The sequence below is a fragment of the Streptomyces sp. NPDC055632 genome, assembly GCF_053618675.1.
The window spans coordinates 21,025-36,780 of sequence record NZ_JBSHHY010000052.1 but is presented as its reverse complement, the minus strand read 5'-3'; the positions used below and the strand labels follow the sequence as shown (position 1 = coordinate 36,780).

The 15,756-nt window shown below is 76.9% G+C and carries 13 protein-coding genes; all 13 read right to left on the bottom strand.

Annotation, left to right across the window (positions count from 1 at the left end):
* Positions 1 to 2,009 (bottom strand): acyl-CoA dehydrogenase family protein (locus ACWGSR_RS34985; RefSeq protein WP_453572928.1); only part of this gene is annotated, 2,009 nt, incomplete at its 3' end.
* A 78-nt stretch (positions 2,010 to 2,087) separates the two neighbouring features.
* Positions 2,088 to 2,453: an iron chaperone gene (locus ACWGSR_RS34980; protein ID WP_376241991.1), complete on the bottom strand. Its 366-nt coding sequence runs from the start codon at positions 2,451 to 2,453 to the stop codon at positions 2,088 to 2,090.
* 92 nt (positions 2,454 to 2,545) lie between these two features.
* Positions 2,546 to 3,031 (bottom strand): DedA family protein, encoded by a 486-nt coding sequence (locus ACWGSR_RS34975; RefSeq protein ID WP_453572924.1) that lies wholly within the window; start codon positions 3,029 to 3,031, stop codon positions 2,546 to 2,548.
* 374 nt (positions 3,032 to 3,405) lie between these two features.
* On the bottom strand, positions 3,406 to 5,259 hold the full coding sequence (locus ACWGSR_RS34970) for an ABC transporter ATP-binding protein (RefSeq protein WP_453572921.1): 1,854 nt from the start codon (positions 5,257 to 5,259) through the stop codon (positions 3,406 to 3,408).
* Positions 5,256 to 6,995, bottom strand: a complete 1,740-nt coding sequence (locus ACWGSR_RS34965) for an ABC transporter ATP-binding protein/permease (RefSeq protein ID WP_453572918.1) — start codon at positions 6,993 to 6,995, stop codon at positions 5,256 to 5,258. The genes ACWGSR_RS34970 and ACWGSR_RS34965 overlap by 4 nt, the downstream gene beginning before the upstream one ends.
* A 170-nt stretch (positions 6,996 to 7,165) precedes the next feature.
* Positions 7,166 to 8,362, bottom strand: a complete 1,197-nt coding sequence (locus ACWGSR_RS34960) for a SagB/ThcOx family dehydrogenase (protein ID WP_453572916.1) — start codon at positions 8,360 to 8,362, stop codon at positions 7,166 to 7,168.
* Between the two features lie 200 nt (positions 8,363 to 8,562).
* The gene (locus ACWGSR_RS34955; RefSeq protein ID WP_453572913.1) at positions 8,563 to 9,942 is read right to left on the bottom strand and encodes a YcaO-like family protein; all 1,380 of its coding nucleotides are present in this window, start codon (positions 9,940 to 9,942) and stop codon (positions 8,563 to 8,565) included.
* The gene (locus ACWGSR_RS34950) at positions 9,939 to 11,447 is read right to left on the bottom strand and encodes a CocE/NonD family hydrolase (protein ID WP_453572911.1); all 1,509 of its coding nucleotides are present in this window, start codon (positions 11,445 to 11,447) and stop codon (positions 9,939 to 9,941) included. Before ACWGSR_RS34950 ends, ACWGSR_RS34955 begins: the two co-directional genes overlap by 4 nt.
* Positions 11,444 to 12,439 (bottom strand): hypothetical protein, encoded by a 996-nt coding sequence (locus ACWGSR_RS34945; RefSeq protein WP_453572908.1) that lies wholly within the window; start codon positions 12,437 to 12,439, stop codon positions 11,444 to 11,446. Before ACWGSR_RS34945 ends, ACWGSR_RS34950 begins: the two co-directional genes overlap by 4 nt.
* A gap of 90 nt (positions 12,440 to 12,529) precedes the next feature.
* The gene (amiA, locus tag ACWGSR_RS34940; RefSeq protein WP_243900507.1) at positions 12,530 to 12,643 is read right to left on the bottom strand and encodes a streptamidine family RiPP; all 114 of its coding nucleotides are present in this window, start codon (positions 12,641 to 12,643) and stop codon (positions 12,530 to 12,532) included.
* Between the two features lie 56 nt (positions 12,644 to 12,699).
* Positions 12,700 to 13,527: an ABC transporter ATP-binding protein gene (locus tag ACWGSR_RS34935; protein ID WP_376242006.1), complete on the bottom strand. Its 828-nt coding sequence runs from the start codon at positions 13,525 to 13,527 to the stop codon at positions 12,700 to 12,702.
* 20 nt (positions 13,528 to 13,547) lie between these two features.
* Positions 13,548 to 14,555 (bottom strand): FecCD family ABC transporter permease, encoded by a 1,008-nt coding sequence (locus ACWGSR_RS34930; RefSeq protein ID WP_453572934.1) that lies wholly within the window; start codon positions 14,553 to 14,555, stop codon positions 13,548 to 13,550.
* 107 nt (positions 14,556 to 14,662) lie between these two features.
* Positions 14,663 to 15,679, bottom strand: coding sequence for a FecCD family ABC transporter permease (locus ACWGSR_RS34925; RefSeq protein WP_453572931.1), 1,017 nt, complete (start codon positions 15,677 to 15,679; stop codon positions 14,663 to 14,665).
* Between the last annotated feature and the right edge of the window lie 77 nt (positions 15,680 to 15,756).

Here is a 15,756-nt window from a genome sequence, read left to right as displayed (position 1 = left end):
GACCAGGCCCAGCTCGCGCGCCTCGGCCGCCTCCACCCGCCGGGCGGTGAAGACCAGCTCGGCGGCGCGCGCAGCATCTCCGGGGGGACGCGCCAGGCGTCGACGAGGTCGACCGCGAGGGGGCGGACCTTGCGGCAGAGGTCGTTCACCTCGCGGGTGATCGCCTTGGAGCGCTGGACGGTGAGCCGGCCGTGCTCCATGAACCAGGCCCGGTCCGCCTCGATCGTCGAGAGGGCGAACAGGTCGCACAGCAGGCCGAGCGCGTCCTTGTTGCCGCCCTCGGGCATCGCCCGCACCCCGTCGACGAACGCTTCGAGGACGAGGCGTTCGACGTGCGCGTGGGCGAGCGCGATGACGTGGTCCTGGACCTGCGAGAAGACGGCGCCGGGGTCCTGCTTCCGGTCGATGCCGTGCTTGAGCCGCCGGGCCACGCCGGCGAGCATGTGCTCCTCGCGGTAGCGGACCATCGCGAGCTGGTACTCCGGGTCGAGCAGTCCGGCCTCCCGGTCCCACTCGTCGCCGCCGGGCAGCAGGTCGCGGACCCGTTCGAGCAGTTTGTGGGCCGAGGTCCGCTCCATCACCGTCTCGACGGCGAGGCCGGTGACGTAGCGGACCATGCCGAGCTGGTCGAGGTCCTCGAACTCGCTCGCGTGGTCGGTGAGCAGGCCCTTGGCCACGAGCTGGAGCAGGACGTGGTTGTCGCCCTCGAAGGTGGTGAAGACGTCGCTGTCGGCCTTGAGGGCGGCGAACCGGTTGACGGCGAGGTAGCCGGCGCCGCCGCACGCCTCGCGGCACTCCTGGACGGTCCGGGTGGCGTGCCAGGTGCCGAGCGCCTTGGTGCCGGCGGCCCGCGATTCCAGGCGGCGGCGCGCCTGCGGGTCGTCCCCGGTGCCGGAGAAGACGTCGTGGAGCTGTGCGCGGACGACGTCCTGCGCGAAGTGCAGCGCGTACGTGCGCGCGACGAGCGGCAGCAGCCGGCGCTGGTGGAGTCCGTAGTCGAGGAGGAGCTGCTCCTCCGAGCCCGGCGACGCCTCGAACTGCCTGCGCCGTACGGAGTACTTCACGGCGATCGCCAGGGCGACCTTGGCGATGCCGACTCCGGCGCCGCCGATGCTGACCCGGCCCTGGACCAGGGTGCCGAGCATGGTGAAGAAGCGCCGGTTCGGGTTCTCGATCGGGCTGGTGTAGACGCCTTCGGGGGTGACGTCGGCGAACCGGTCGAGCAGCGCCTCGCGCGGCACCCGCACGTTGTCGAACCAGATGCGGCCGTTGTCGACGCCGTTGAGGCCCATCTTGTGTCCGTCGTCCTCGATGCGGACGCCGGGCGCGGTCTCGCCGCCCACCCGGACGGGCACGACGAACGCGTGCACGCCCTCGGACGTGCCGCCCACCTCCAGCTGGGCGAAGACGACGGCCAGTTCGGCGTGGCGGGCCGCGTTGCCGATGTAGTCCTTGCGCGCCCCGTCGTCGGGGGTGGTGATGACGAACTCCCGGGTCGCGGCGTCGTACCTGGCGACGGTGCCGAGCGCCTGGACGTTGGAGCCGTGTCCGCTCTCCGTCATCGCGAAGGACCCCATGAGCCGCCCGGCGATCAGGTCCGGCAGGTAGGCCTCGTGGTGGCGCTCGGTGCCCAGGTGCAGGATCGCGCCGCCGAAGAGCCCGAACTGCACACCGCTCTTCACCAGGACCGACAGGTCGCCGAAGGCCAGCGTCTCGAACGCGGCGATCGAGGCCCCGACGTCTCCTCCCCCGCCGTACTCGGCCGGGAAGCCCATGCCGGTCTGTCCCGTCGCCGCCATCTCGACCACGATCTCGCGCACCCGTTCGCGGAACGCGTCGGTGCCGAGCTCGTCGGCGTCGTCGAGGACGGAGGCGTGGGTCACCAGGTTGGTCCGGACGAGGTCGCGGATCCCGGCGTACTCGCCGTCGAGCGCCTCGGCCAGCGCCCGGACGTCGATCTCGGGCTGTGCGTAGCCGCTCTCGGAGGGGGATGCGTTGTCGGTGGCCATGCCCCTTCGCTACCCCGCCCCGGGACGATCAAGCGGGGCGGCCGGGCGGGTGCCCGGTGGCACGGGTGCCGGGTGGTGTCAGCGGCTCTCGCCGGGCCGGGCCGCGGTGGCCCTGAGCAGGTCCCGCAGCAGGGCGTGGTCGACGCTCTCCGGCTTGCGGAACCGCAGGCAGCCCTTGCCCATGTCCTGGCCGGCCAGCCGCTCCTCGAAGGCCTCGCGGACGTCGCCGCGCATCAGGTAGAAGGAGAGGTACTGCTTCTGGGCGGCGAACGCGATCTCGCAGACGCCGTCCCGCTCGTACGCGGGCATCCCGTACGCCATGACCTCGTCGAAGCCCGTCAGCTCTTCGAGGCACAGCCGCCGCACCTCGGCCAGCGCGGCCGCGCGCTCCCCGGACAGCCCGCTCATGTACCCGTCGACGTCGCGGGCCTCGCTGTGCACCATTCCACGAGGCTATGCCGTGGCCGGGGCCCGTATCAACGGGGGGAGATCAACGAGGGGGACGTCGACGTCCGGCGGTACGGGCGGTTCCGGGCTCAGGCTCCTTCGGGCGCGGCCTCGTCGGTGGCCCGGGCGGCGGCGCGGCGCCTGCGGTACAGCACCGCGCCGCACGCCGCGAGGAGGAGGGCGACGACCGCGGCCACCCCGAGGGCCGGCCGCTCGGCGAACAGCCTCGCCAGCACTTCGAGCACCCCGAGCCCGGCGGTCGCGTAGATCAGGGCCCAGGCCGCTCCCCCGACGAACAGCGCGGGGAGGTAGCGCGGCAGGGGCATGCGCATGCTGCCCGCGAGGAAGTTGGCGGCGGTCTGGAAGCCGACGGTCAGGAAGGAGACGGCCACCACCGGAGCGCCCCAGCGCTGGATCGCCCGCTCCGCGCGCAGGAACTTGGCCGAGGAGATCCGCCCGGCGAGCCTGCTGCGCCGGGCACCGGCGCCGGCGAGCCACCCGACGGCGAAGGTGCCTCCGGCGCGCAGGAGGACGATGACGTACAGGGCGCCGGCCGTGAGCGCGATCTTATCCACGGCGTCCCTTCCCGGACGCCGAGCCGGGACCCGTACGACCCCGGTCCGCCGGACAGGCCCTGGGGCGGGCGTGCTCCGCCGGTCGTTCCGAAGGGTCCGTCCCGGCGTGCCCGCGACGGGCGCACGCCCGGTCTCCGCTTCTCACCTGAGGTCCGCCTCTGCCCGTTCCGTCTCCCGCGTTCCCGCCGTGGCGGCCCGGGGTCCGGGCCCGGCGCCGGGCCGGGCTCCCCGGAACAGCCAGGTTAACCGAACGCCCGTACGCCGGACACGCGCATCCGGATGCCGGAAGGGGAGCCTCCCCACCGCCGCCCGGGATCATGCCCGCGCGTCCCGTGTGCCGCACGGCCCGCGGCGCGCCCGAGGTGCGGTCCTCCTCAGGAGGGCAGGCGGGCGAGGCTGCGGTGGAGGGCGCCGTCGGGGCGGGCGACGAGCTCCTCCCAGGTGCCCTCCTCGGCGATGCGCCCGGCCTCCAGGACGGCGATGCGGTCGGCCCTGCGGATGGTGGCGCGGCGGTGGGCGATGACGACGGTGGTGCGCCCCTCCCGGTGGAGCGCGGCCGCGATCCGGGCGTCGCTCGCGTTGTCCAGGTGGGCGGTGGACTCGTCCAGGACCAGGACGCGCGGCCGGGCCAGGAGCGCCCGGGCGAGGGCGACGCGGGCCCGCTGGCCCCCGGAGAGGGTGGCGCCCCGCTCGCCGACCGGGGTGTCCAGCGGCGCGATCCGGTCGACGCCGCACAGGCGGGCCGTCTCGGCGAGGAGGTCCTCGTCGGCCTCGGGGGCGGCGAGCCGCAGGTTCTCGGCGAGGGTGCCGTGGAAGAGGGGCGCCTCCTGGCCGACCAGCGCGACGGCGCGCCGGAGCTCGGCGTCGGCCAGCTCGCGCAGGTCGACGGCGTCCCCGTCGGCCGGTATCAGCTGCACCTCTCCCGCGGAGGGGTCCCAGAAGCGGGCCAGGAGGTGGGCGCAGGTCGACTTCCCGGCGCCCGAGGCACCGACCAGGGCGAGCGTCTGCCCCGCGCGGACGGTCAGCTCGACGCCGTCGAGGACGGGGCCGCCGCCGTAGTCGAACCGCACTCCGCGCAGCCGGACGCCCAACGGCCCGGGAGGGAGCGGGCGGGGCACGGCGGGCGGCGGGGCGAGCGCGGGGGCCTCGACCGCCGCTCCGACGCGGGCGGCGGCGGCGCGCAGGGACACGGCCCGGCTCAGCGAACGGGCCGATTCCGCGACGGGGCCGAGGACGGCCAGGGAGAGCGCCGTCGCCGCCGGGGCCCACGCGCCGTGCAGCCGTCCCGAGGCCACGGACTGCGCCGCCACGGCGACCACGCCGAGGACCGCCGCCACGACGAGGAGGTCGCGGACCGCGGCGGCACCGGCCTCCCACGCGGCCTCGGCGCGCTGGGCGTCGCCCACCCGCCGCCCGCCCTCCGCCAGCCGGCGGCGCCGCCCGGGGAGCGCACCGAAGGCGAGCAGTTCGCGCAGTCCGTCGACGGTCTCCACCGTGTCGGCCGACAGCTCGGCGAGGGCCGCCCGGGTGCGGGCACCGCGCGCCGCGCTCCCGCGCGCCTCGGCGAAGGGGGCCGCGGCAAGCAGGGCCGCGACCGGCAGCACGGCCGCGAGGAGCCACGGCTCGACTGCGGCAAGGACCGCCGTGCCGCCGGTGAGGACCGTCCCCGCCGCCAGGAGCTGGGCGGTGGTGTGGGCGTAGAAGAACTCCAGCGCCTCCACGTCGGCCATGGCGGTGGCCGCGAGGTCCCCGCTGCGCCGGCCGGCGACGCGGGCGGGCGCGCTGCGGGCGAGCCCGTCGAAGACGCGTACGCGCAGGGCGGCGAGGACCCGGTAGGCCAGGTCGTGCGAGAGGTCCATCTCGCGCCAGGTCGCCAGGGCCCGTACGAGGACCAGGGCGACGAGCACGGCGACGGTGCCGGGCGACGGGGCCTCCGCCCCGATGACGGCCGTTCCCACGGTGTGCGCCGCGAGCGTCACGAGGGCGACGAGGGAGCCCTGTTCGAGCAGGGCGGCGGCGCAGGTGCGGGCGGTCATGGCGCGGTGCCCGGCGAGGGCGGGGAGGAGGGCGCGGAGGGACCCCGGGGCGGGTACGTCCGCCTCGGGGGTGGGAGCGGTTCCGTTGGTGGGGGCCCCGGCCACAGGGGTCTCGGTGGTGGTGGTTCCGTTGGTGACGGGTCCGGCGGCGGTGGTTCCGGTGGCGGTGGCGGTTTCCGTGGTGCTGCTCATGCGGCGAGTTCTCCTCGGTGGGTGCGGCCGGCCTCGACGAGTCGCGTGTAGACGCCGCCGGCCTCGACCAGTCCGGTGTGGTCGCCGACGGCGTCCACCCGTCCCGCGTCGAGGACGACGATCCGGTCGGCGTGGCGGACGGCGGCGAGCCGGTGGGCGACGACCAGGACGGTGCGGTCGCCGGCGGCGTCGAGGAGTTCGCGGACGATGCCGGCCTCCCGGCGTTCGTCGACCGAGCTGGTCGCCTCGTCGAGGACGAGGACCGGGGCGTCCGCGAGCAGGGCCCGGGCGAGCGCGAGCCGCTGTCGCTGTCCGCCGGAGAGGGTGGCGCCGCGTTCGCCGAGGACGGTGGCGTAGCCGTCGGGGAGGGCGGCGATCTCGTCGTGGACGCCGGCGGTGCGCGCCGCCGCCGCCAGCTCGTCGTCCGTGGCGCCGGGGCGGGCCGTGCGCAGGTTGTCGGCGATGGTGGCGTGGAAGAGGTACGTCTCCTGCGACACCACGGCGACGCCCCGCCGGAGCGCGTCGAGGGAGTACTCGGCGGCGGGGCGCCCGCCGAGGGTGACGCGGCCCCCGTCCGGGTCGTGGTGGCGCAGGAGCAGCGCGAGGAGGGTGGACTTGCCCGCCCCGGACGGGCCGACGATCGCGGTGGTGCGTCCCGCCGGTGCGGTGAAGGAGACGCCGTGGAGGGCGGGCGCCGTCGCGCCGCCGTAGGTGAACCGGACGTCCTCGAAGCGCAGCTCCGGGGGCGCCGGCCAGTCCGCGGGGGCCGTCCCGGTGTCCCGGACGCCCGGCTCGGCGGTGCGCAGTGCCGCGATCCCGTCCGCCGCCGACGCCCCGAGGTAGCCGGCGTGCCACTCGCGGGCCAGGTCGCGGACCGGCCGGAAGCACTCGGAGGCGAGCAGCAGCACCAGGTAGGTGCCGGTCGCCGTGGTGGACCCGCCGAGGGCCGCGTGGCAGGCGAGGAGCGCCGCGGCGGCGGTGCCGCCCTGGATCGCGAGGTCCGTGATGCCGGTGTCGGCCAGGGAGACGCGGAGTTTGGCGACGGTCGCCCGGTGCAGGGCCGCCGAGCGCTCCTCCAGGCGGGCACGGGTGCGGCCGACCGCGCCGGCGGCGCGCAGCGCCGGCATGCCCTGCAGGGCTTCCAGGTAGTCGGCGCCCAGTCCCTCGTACGTGTCCCAGTGCTCCTTGCCCCGGGCGGCCAGGAGGCGGTCCCAGGCGCGCGGGCCGCACAGGGCGAGCAGCAGGGCGGGGACCAGGCCGAGCAGCGCCGGTGGTTCCACGACGGCCAGGACGGCGAGCACCAGGGGCGGCACGGTCAGGGTGACGAGGAGCTGGGGCAGGTAGCGCGAGACGTAGGCGTCGACGCCCTCCACCCCGTCGACGAGGGTCGTACGGACGGCTCCGGCGCGCGCGGTGGTCAGATGGGCGGGCCCCAGGCGTCCCAGGCGGTCGAGGAGTTCGTCCCGCAGCGCCACCCTGACCCGCGCTCCGGCGCGGGTGGCGGTGCTCCGCTGCCACGTGCCGAGCCCGGCGCGGGCGGCGACGGCGGCGAGCACCGCGGCGAGCAGCCAGGGGAGCCGTTCCGCGCGGCCGTGGGCCAGGTCGGCGAGGGCGAGGGCGAGCAGGGCCGCCTGGGCGAGGTGGGTGAGGGCGACGGCGCCCAGCAGGAGGGTGGCGGCGAGCAGGGAGCAGCGTGCGCGCCGGGCGGCGCGGCGCAGTTCGGGGTGGACGGTCACGGGGTGTTCTCCTCGTCGGCGTGACGGGTGCGTAGGGGGTGTCCGGCACAGGAGCGCGGGAGAAGGAGCGGCGGCCGGTGCGCGCGGTCGCGAGGCTCCGGAGTGCCCTCGTGGCGGAGCCGCGTGGGCGGTTCGGCGACGCGGCCGGGGGCGCCCCCGTGCCCGGAGGGCTACGGGGGAGTGCGTGCCGGGCGCCGCGTCGCCGCGGGCATGTGCCGGACACCCCCCAGGGCCAGGGCGTGGACGATCCAGTCCCGGCCGGGGGCGGCGCCGAGCGCGGCGCCGAGGTCCGCCCGCTGCCAGGAGCCCACGGGCCGGGCGGCCAGGCCGTGCTGTCGGGCGGTGAGGTGGGCGAGGTGGACGGCGAACCCGGCCCGCAGGTGGGTGCGGCGGATGTGCGGCGCGTCGGCGTCCTCGGGGCAGCCGTGGGCGAGCAGGACGGCGCCCGCGTCGGCGATCCACGCCTGGCCCGCCGCCCAGGCCGCGAGCGTCGGGCGGGCCTCGCCCGCCGCGCACCGGCGCGGCGTCGTGCCGTCGGGGGCCGGCTCCACGAGGCCGGGCTCCGGCGGGCCCACGGCGGCGCACCACCGCAGGTCGTCGCCGCCCGCGGCGGCCGCGGTGGCGAGGACCGCCCGCAGCGCGTCCGGGGGCGGGGGCCCTGCCAGCGGCGGCGGGGCGCTGCGGCGGGCCAGCAGTTCTCCGGGGGTGGGTGTGCGCGTCGGCGGCCGGGAGGACGAGGAACCGGCCGGGCCGGGCGGGGCGATGCGTACGGCCGCCAACGGGTGCCCGGCGGCTCCGTCCAGGACGGGTTCGGGCTCCCCCGCGCCCGTCGCGCGGGCCGCGAGGAACAGCGCGGCGGCGGCGTGCCCGGTGTCGAGGAGCAGGAGCGGCCGGGCGCGGTGGCCGTAGTGGGAGGCGGTGCGCCGGGCGGTGACGGAGAGTTCGGCGGTCACGCCCGGCGGCGTGCCGTCGGGCTGCCGGCCGAGGCGGTGGACGCGGTGGCGCAGCGGGTCGTAGCCGTAGCGGCCGGGCGGCAGGGAGCAGCCGGCGCCCACGACGAGTTCGGTGTCCACCGGGTGCAGCGCGCCGGCGGAGGCGGCCGGGCGCAGCCGCCCGGAGGCGTCCGAGGCCGCCAGGGAGAGGCGCAGCAGGGTTCCCAGGTCGAGTTCCGCCGGGCCGGGGGCCGGAATCGGGCACGGTGGCCCCGGCCAGGCGGGAACGGCCGGACCGGCGGGCGTGTCGGGGCCGGGGGCCAGGGAGGAGCGGGCGAGGGCCAGTTCGGCGGCGAGGTCCTCGGGGCGCCCCGCACCGGAGTGCTGCCCGTCGGCCGGATGGGCGGCGTCGGCACGGGGGCGTACCCCGTCCACCGGACGGCCGGCGCGGAGGCACTCCCCCTCCGGGAGGCGGCCGGCACAGGGGTGTTCACCGCCCACCGGGCGGCCGGCGCGAAGGTGCTCCCTCTCCACGAGGTGGTCGGCACAGGGGTGCTCCCCACCCGTCGGGCGGTCGCCGCACGGATGCTCCCCGCCCACCGGGCGGTCTGCGCGAAGGCGTTCCACGGTGTTCCTCACATGTGCGGCGGAGGCGCGAGGGTGAAGTCCTCGGGCGCTTCCGGTGCGGTCGTGCGCCAGCCGCGTCGGACGGCCGTTTCGGCGAGGCGCGGGCAGCCGAAGTAGCCGAAGGCGGCGGGGGCGTTGGGGAGGAGGCCGGAGACGAGGACCCGGGCCACCCGCAGGGACGTCTCGGCCACGTCCTCCGTGGTCAGGTCGAACGTCATGAGGCGGTGGCCGCCCGCGCGCAGCGCGGCGTCCAGCCGTTCGCGGCCGCCGGGCTCGACGGCGTCGACGGAGACGGTCCCGAGGGCGGGTTCGGTGAACCGCCGTGCCTCGCCCGCCATCCGCTCGTCCAGCCACACCTGCACGTGCGCGCCCAGGTCCCGCACGTGCTCGAACCGCTCGCCGCACGCGTCCAGGTACCGGCCGTCGGCGCGGTGGTCCAGATAGAGCCCGCGGGCCAGCAGACCGGCCTCGACGGCCTGGAAGACCCAGCCGTCGGGGCCGGTCAGGCCCTGGGTGAAGACCCAGGTGTGGACGGCTTCGAGGACCGCCTTGCGGGCGGCCTCGGCCGGGTCGTACTTGCAGGCGAACCCGGCCGCGTACAGGCCGAGGCGCGGGTCGTGGACGAGGGCGGCCATGCACGGGGCGAACTCCGAGGGCATCTCGACGAGGTGGACGTCGAGCGCGGATCCGGCCAGGTCGTCCATGAGGCCGGGCACGCTGGCCGGGTCGACGCCGCGGGCCGGTCCGTCGAGGTGCCACCACAGTTCCAGGGCGTCGCGCTCGACGGTCTCCAGGAGGCCGCGTTCGACGGCGTCGTCGAAGCCCTGCCCGGTGGCGATGCCCGCGTAGTTGAGGTGGTGGGTGCGGGGCAGTGCGCGCAGGTCGCCCTGGCGCCAGTTGAGGTGGGTGAGGGCGACGGGTGCCCAGACCTCCGCCGTACGCCCGTCGGGCAGCAGTTCGGTGCCGCGCGTCCACAGGGACGGGGTGTCGGCGGTGAGGGGGCGGTACGGGAACTTCTCCCGGGCGTACTGCCACGGCGCGTAGGCGGGCAGGTCGCCGGGGCCGTAGAGCCGCAGGCCCTTCCCGGTCAGTTCGGCGGCGGTGGCGCGCAGGGGTGCGTCGGGGTGGCCGGGCGGGGGCACGCGGTTGCCGCAGTACCGCTCCACGCCCTCGGCCATCGCCGCGATACGGGCCTGTTCGGGGTCGCCGAAGGTGGTGCCGAGGGAGACCCGGTCGGCCGGCCACAGGCCGAGTCTGCGGGCGTCGGACACCTCGGCGGTGAGCGCGGTGTAGCGGGGCGGGGTGCCCGGGGGGTGCTCGACGGGCTTGACCTTGCGGACGATGCCGCAGAGGGGGTCGACGAGTGTGTCCAGCGGCAGCGCCGTCATCGCGGGATCTCCTGGAAGGGGTCGGTGGGGGTGGGGCGGGAGGCGAGGACGTGCAGGGTCAGCGTCACGCCCTCGGGGTCGACCTCCCGCCGGGAGGGGAGCAGTCGGCGGGCCGTGACCGGGTCGTCGCCGGTGTGGGGGTTGCGGGCGTGCGCGGGGAAGTGGTGTCCGGCGATCTCCAGGCGCAGCCGCACGCCGGCGCGCAGCCGGCGCGCGATCCGGCCGAGGTCGATGGTGAACTCCTCCGCCCGGTCCGCCCGGTCCGCCCGGTCCGCCCGGTCCGCTCGTCGCTCGCGGCGCAGGACGCCGACGGCGAGCCGTTCGGCGGTCCCTTCCGGGGCGAGGGCGACGAGCCGGGCGATCCAGTCGGCGGACGGGGTGTCGGCGGTGGCCCGCAGTCGCACCCGTACGGGCCCCACGGCGTCGAGCGGGCGCGGCAGTGGCGAAGTGGCCAGCAGGCAGCGGTCGGGTTCCCCGTCGGCGGGCACCCCGAGGTCGTCGGAGCGTGCGGGGCGGTCGGGGTCGGCGGTGAAGACGGAGCCGCGCAACAGCCGCAGGCCGTACGTACGCGGTTCGCCCTCCGTGTCCGCGGGCAGCCACAGGTCGCCCCCGCCCAGCGCCAGCGCGCCGCGGCGGCCGGGGGCGAGCCCGCCGGTCAGGGCGCGGCGGGCCCAGCGCACGTACAGGTCGCCGAGGTTCACCCGGTGGGCGGGACCGGCGTCGGGGCCGGGCACGGAGGTCAGGCCGTGGCCCCAGGGGCCGAGGAGCAGGCGGGCCGAGGGCCCGCCCCAGGCGCGCCACAGGGCGACGGTGTCCTCGGTGAAGTGGTCGTGGTGCCCGCCGACCGCGAGCAGGGGCATGCCGGCGTCCACGGCCCGCGCCGCGAGGCGGCCGCGCTCGTGGTGCCGCCACAGCCCCGCCCAGGAGGGCAGGCTCCGGCCCAGCCGCTCGGGGAGGCCGGTGAGCGGCAGGTGGGCGAGCAGCCCGGGGTCGGCCGCCAGGGCCGCGCCCAGCGCGCCCTCGTCGGAGTCGCGCCGGTCGCCGTGGGCGGCCCACCACCCGGCGCGGGACAGCAGCCTCTCCGTCCCCGAGGGCTCGCGCGCCGTCTCGGCGGCGCCGAGCGCGGGCACGGCCGCGACGACGGCGTCCGGCCGCGCCTCCGGGTCCGCTTCGAGGGCGAGGACGAGGGCGCAGTGGGCGCCGTAGGAGCTGCCGACGGCGACGTACCGTCCGTCGTTCCACGGCTGCCGCCGGATCCACCGCGCCGTCGCCGTCCCGTCGGCGGTCTCGTTCTCGTACGGGCGCCACTCCCCCGCCGAGGCGAACCGGCCCCGTACGTCCTGGACGACGGCGGCGAAGCCCCGGCGGGCCCAGCCGTGCGCCTCGGCCCGGTGCCGGGTGCGGTCGTAGGGGGTGCGGACGAGGACGGCGGGGAAGGGTCCGGGGCCTTCGGGGAGCCGCACGTCCGTGGCGAGGCCGTCGACGTGCGCCCGGACGGTCGTCATCCGTCCTTCTTCGGTATCGGCACGACGGTGGGCACGGGTACGACGGCGGGCACCGGTACGGCAGCGGGCGTCGGTACGACGGCGGGCACCGGCACGACGGCGGGCGTCGGTGCGACGGCGGGCACCGGGAGGACGGGGTGTTCGGTGACGGTCAGCGTGCGCAGATCCACCTGCCGGAGCCGGCGCCGCGCCGGAACGCCCGATGCGCCCGTCTCGTCCGGGGCTCCGGTGGCCCACCGGGCGAGGTCGTCGGCGAGGAGGGCCGCAAGCAGCGCGGCGGCGGGGACGGTGAGCGGGACCGGTTCGCCGGACGTGCGGGGTCCGCTCCAGTAGGCGGCCAGTTCGCGGTGGGCCGGGGTGGCGGCGAGCCGGCGGGCCCGGACGTGCGCCGCCGTGACGTCTCCGGGGGCGGCGGCGAGGGGTTCGACGTACGCCTGCCGGCCCTCGCGGTGGCAGCGGAGCCAGGCGGTCCCGTGCTCGGGAAGCCGGTCGGCGGCGTCCCACAGCCCGTCGGGCACGGGGCCGTCGAGGCACCACACGACGGCGGCGGGGTTCCCTTCGAGCAACTCCTCCGTTCCCGGCGGCGATGCGGCGCTCGCGGTGGGCGCGGCAGACACGGCGGGCGCGGCGGATGTCGTGCGAGGGGTGAGGGGCGTCGCCCGAGGAGCGGCCCCCAGGGCGGTCAGGTGGGCGGCCAGCGGGCCGGTCAGTGCCGGGTCGCCGAGGAGCCGGACGTCACGGCGTGCGGCGGGCCACCGCGGGGGCCGTGCCGCGTCCGCCAGGTAGCCGGCCTCCTCGAAGCCCCGGACCACGCGCCGCAGTTCCTCGTCCGCCGGGGCCCCGGGAGCGCCCGAGAGCAGGGAGAGCAGGGCGTTCTCGTCCGCGTGCCGTGTCCTGACGGTGAGGAACTCTCCCTCGGCCGTGCGGACGGCGAGGCCCCGTCCGGGTACGGCGACGACTTCGACACCGGGTGCGAGCCGGTTGCGGGGCACGGCGATCTCCTGACTGCAGGGCTTGTCATGGGCGTGGGCCCGCCCGCGATGCGGCGGGCGGGCCCACGGTCGAGGGCGGTGGGCCCTCGCTTACTCCTCGGTGTCCTCGAAGGGGTTCTCGACGAGCGCGTTGGAGTGGGAGGCCGAGTCGTGGGCCAGCTGACCCGGGTCGGCGATCGGGGCGAAGATCTGCTCGTTGTCCATGAACTCTCCTTGTTCGTAAGGGAGATGCGGCGCTCGGTCGAGCGCCGTGACCGACACTAATCGAAATGATTTTCATTTTCTACAGTGGGCAGGGGGTGATCTGGGTAACACACCGGCCAGCCCCCCTCCGGGTCCCTGCCGACGCGGCCGGCCACCTTCAGCACATCCGCGAGCAGCCCCGGCGTGACGACCTCCTTCGGCGCCCCGTCGGCCACCACGAGCCCTTCGCGCAGGGCGACGACCCGCTCGGCGAACCGGGCGGCGTGGGCCAGGTCGTGCAGCACCATCACCACGGTGAGCCCGCGCTCCTCGCGCAGGCGGACCACCGTCCTGAGCACGTCGAGCTGGTGGTGCAGGTCCAGGTAGGTGGTGGGTTCGTCGAGCAGCAGGACGCGGGTGTCCTGGGCGAGCGCCATCGCGAGCCGCACCCGCTGCCGCTCGCCCCCGGACAGCGCGTCGACGTCCCGGTCGGCCCACCGTTCCACGCCGACGTCGCGCAGCGCCCGGCGCACGACGGGGTCGTCACCCTCCCGCAGCATGCCCAGCGGGCCGCGGGCCGCGTACCGCCCCTGGCGCACCAGATGGCGGACCGTCATCCCCGGCACGGCGGGCGCGGACTGGTGCAGCAGCGCCACCCGCGTCGCCGTGGCGCGCCGGGAGAGCCCGGCCAGGTCCTCCCCGCCGAGCAGCACGCGCCCGCGGTCCGGCCGGAGCAGCCCCGCGGCCAGCCGCAGCAGGGTCGACTTCCCGCAGCCGTTGAGCCCGATGAGGGCGGTCAGTTCGCCCGGTCGTACGGTCAGGTCGACGCCCCGCAGCACGGGTCGTGCGGGGTAGCCGAAGTGAACCCCCTCGACGTGTATCCCCATGGTCCGGGTCAGGGTCATGCTCTGTCCTCCGTCGGCTTTCAGAACGTACGGCCCGGCGCGCGGCGCACCACGACCAGCAGCAGGACGGCACCGAGGCAGGCGGTGAGCGCTCCGACCGGCAGGGTGAGCCGGTCGGCGTCCAGGGTCAGGGCGAGCAGCCGCGAGGAGAGCTGCGCGACGGCGTCCGCCCCGCAGACCACGACCGCGCCCGTCAGGGCGGCGCCGGGGAGGCTCGTCCGCAGGTCGGCGCCGAAGACGGCCACGGCCAGGTGCGGTACGAGCAGTCCCACGAAGCCCAGTGCCCCGACGGCGGCCACCGCGCCGGCCGTCAGCGCCACCGCGCACACCAGGGCGAGGGTGCGGGCCCGGTGGGCGGAGAGGCCTGCGGCCAGGGCGATGTCGTCGCCGCAGCGCAGCAGGGTCAGGGGCCCGGCGAGCAGCCAGGCCGCGGCCCCCCAGGCCAGCGCCCAGGGCCAGAGGAGGTGCCAGTGCTCCCACACCCGGCCCTCCGTGGTGCCCACCAGCCACTGCACGACGCTGCCGAGTTCGCCCGGCTCCACGAGCAGCACCATGGCGGTGAGTCCGCCCAGTACCGCCGACACCAGCACTCCGTGCACGGCGGTCCGGGCCGGGTCGCCGTCCCCTCGGCCGGCGAGCAGCCAGAGCAGCAGCGCCCCGGCGCATCCTCCCGCGCAGGCCGCGAGCACCACGGCCAGGGGCGAGTCCCATCCGGCGAGCCCCAGGGCCGTCGCGGTGACGGCCCCGAGGACCGCGCCCGGGGTCACACCGGTCACCTCGGGACCGGCGAGGGGGTTGCGCAGAGCGGACTGCAGGACGAGACCGGCCACGGCGAGGCAGGCGCCCGCGCCGAGGGCCACCAGCGTGCGGGGCACCCGCAGTTGGAGGAGGATGTGGCGTTCCGTCGCGTCGCCGCCACCGCCCAGTACGTCCCAGACCGCGTCCGGGGACATGCCGCGCCCGGCCACCAGCTCCGTCGCCGCGCACACCACGGCCAGGGCGGCGAGCACCGCGAAACGCCGGGTCACCACGCGTCCTCCGTTCCGGCGCGAGGCGCCCCGTCGGCCGCGACGGGGACCGGCGTCCGCGGCTCGCCCAGCGGCACTCGTACTCGCACTCGTTCCCGTACTCGTATTCACGCTCTCGCTCGTATTCGTGCTCGGGCTCGGGCTCGGGCGAAGGCTTTCGTCGTCGACGCGCGTCCGGTCGTCCGGCCACGGCGGCCCGACCGCATCAGGGCGACGCCGGCCGGTACTCCCAGGAGGGCGGTCCAGGCACCGGCCGGCGTCTCCACGGGCGCGAGCGCAAGGCGGGCGGGGATGTCGGCGACCGCCACCACGACGGCGCCCCAGGCGGCGGACCAGGGCAGCCAGCGCACCGCTCCCGAGCCGGGGGCGAACCACCGGGCCAGGTGCGGGGCGAGGAAGCCGACCCACGCGACGGGCCCGCACACGGCCGTGACCGGCGCGATCAGGACGACGGCGACGGCCAGCGCGGCCGGCCGCGCCCGCCGGGCGCGCACGCCCAGCGCCTCCGCGTCCTCGTCGCCGAGCCGCATCACCGAGAGCACCGGCGCACACAGGACGAGGGCGGGCAGCGCGACGAGCAGCCACGGCCACGGGCCCGCGACGTCGTCCGAGGTCCGGGCGGAGAGGGAGCCCAACAGATAGCGGTAGATGAGCTGGAGGTCGAGCTGATCGGCCATGACCATCAGGACGAGCAGCGCGGACTGCAGGGCGGCCGCGACCGCGGCGCCGGTCAGCAGCACCGCCGACGGGCTGCGCCCGAGGCCCGCGGCGAGCAGGGTGAGGACGCCGCCGAGCGCGGCCCCGCAGAGGGCGAGCAGCGGTTGGACCACGGCGGGCAGGGACAGGGCCAGCACCAGCGGGGCGGCCACTCCCAGCGCCGCCCCGGACGAGACGCCCAGCATCTCCGGCACCGCCAGGGGGTTGCGGAGGGCCTCTTGGAGCACGAGTCCCGCCGCGCCCAGACAGGCTCCGGCGATCAGCGCCAACACCAGCCGGGGGACGCGGAGTTCGGTGACCACGATCCCGGCGAGCGTGGCGTCCCCGTCCAGCAGCGCGGCGGGGAGCCGGTGCGGCGGGACCTGGGGGGTGCCGAGGCAGAGGGCGCAGAGCGCCGCCGCGGTCAGCGCCGCGACCACCAGGAGGGGCTGCCAGAGCCGCGCGCGGGGAGCGGTCCGCGGTCCGGCGCCCGCCGTGCCGGCTC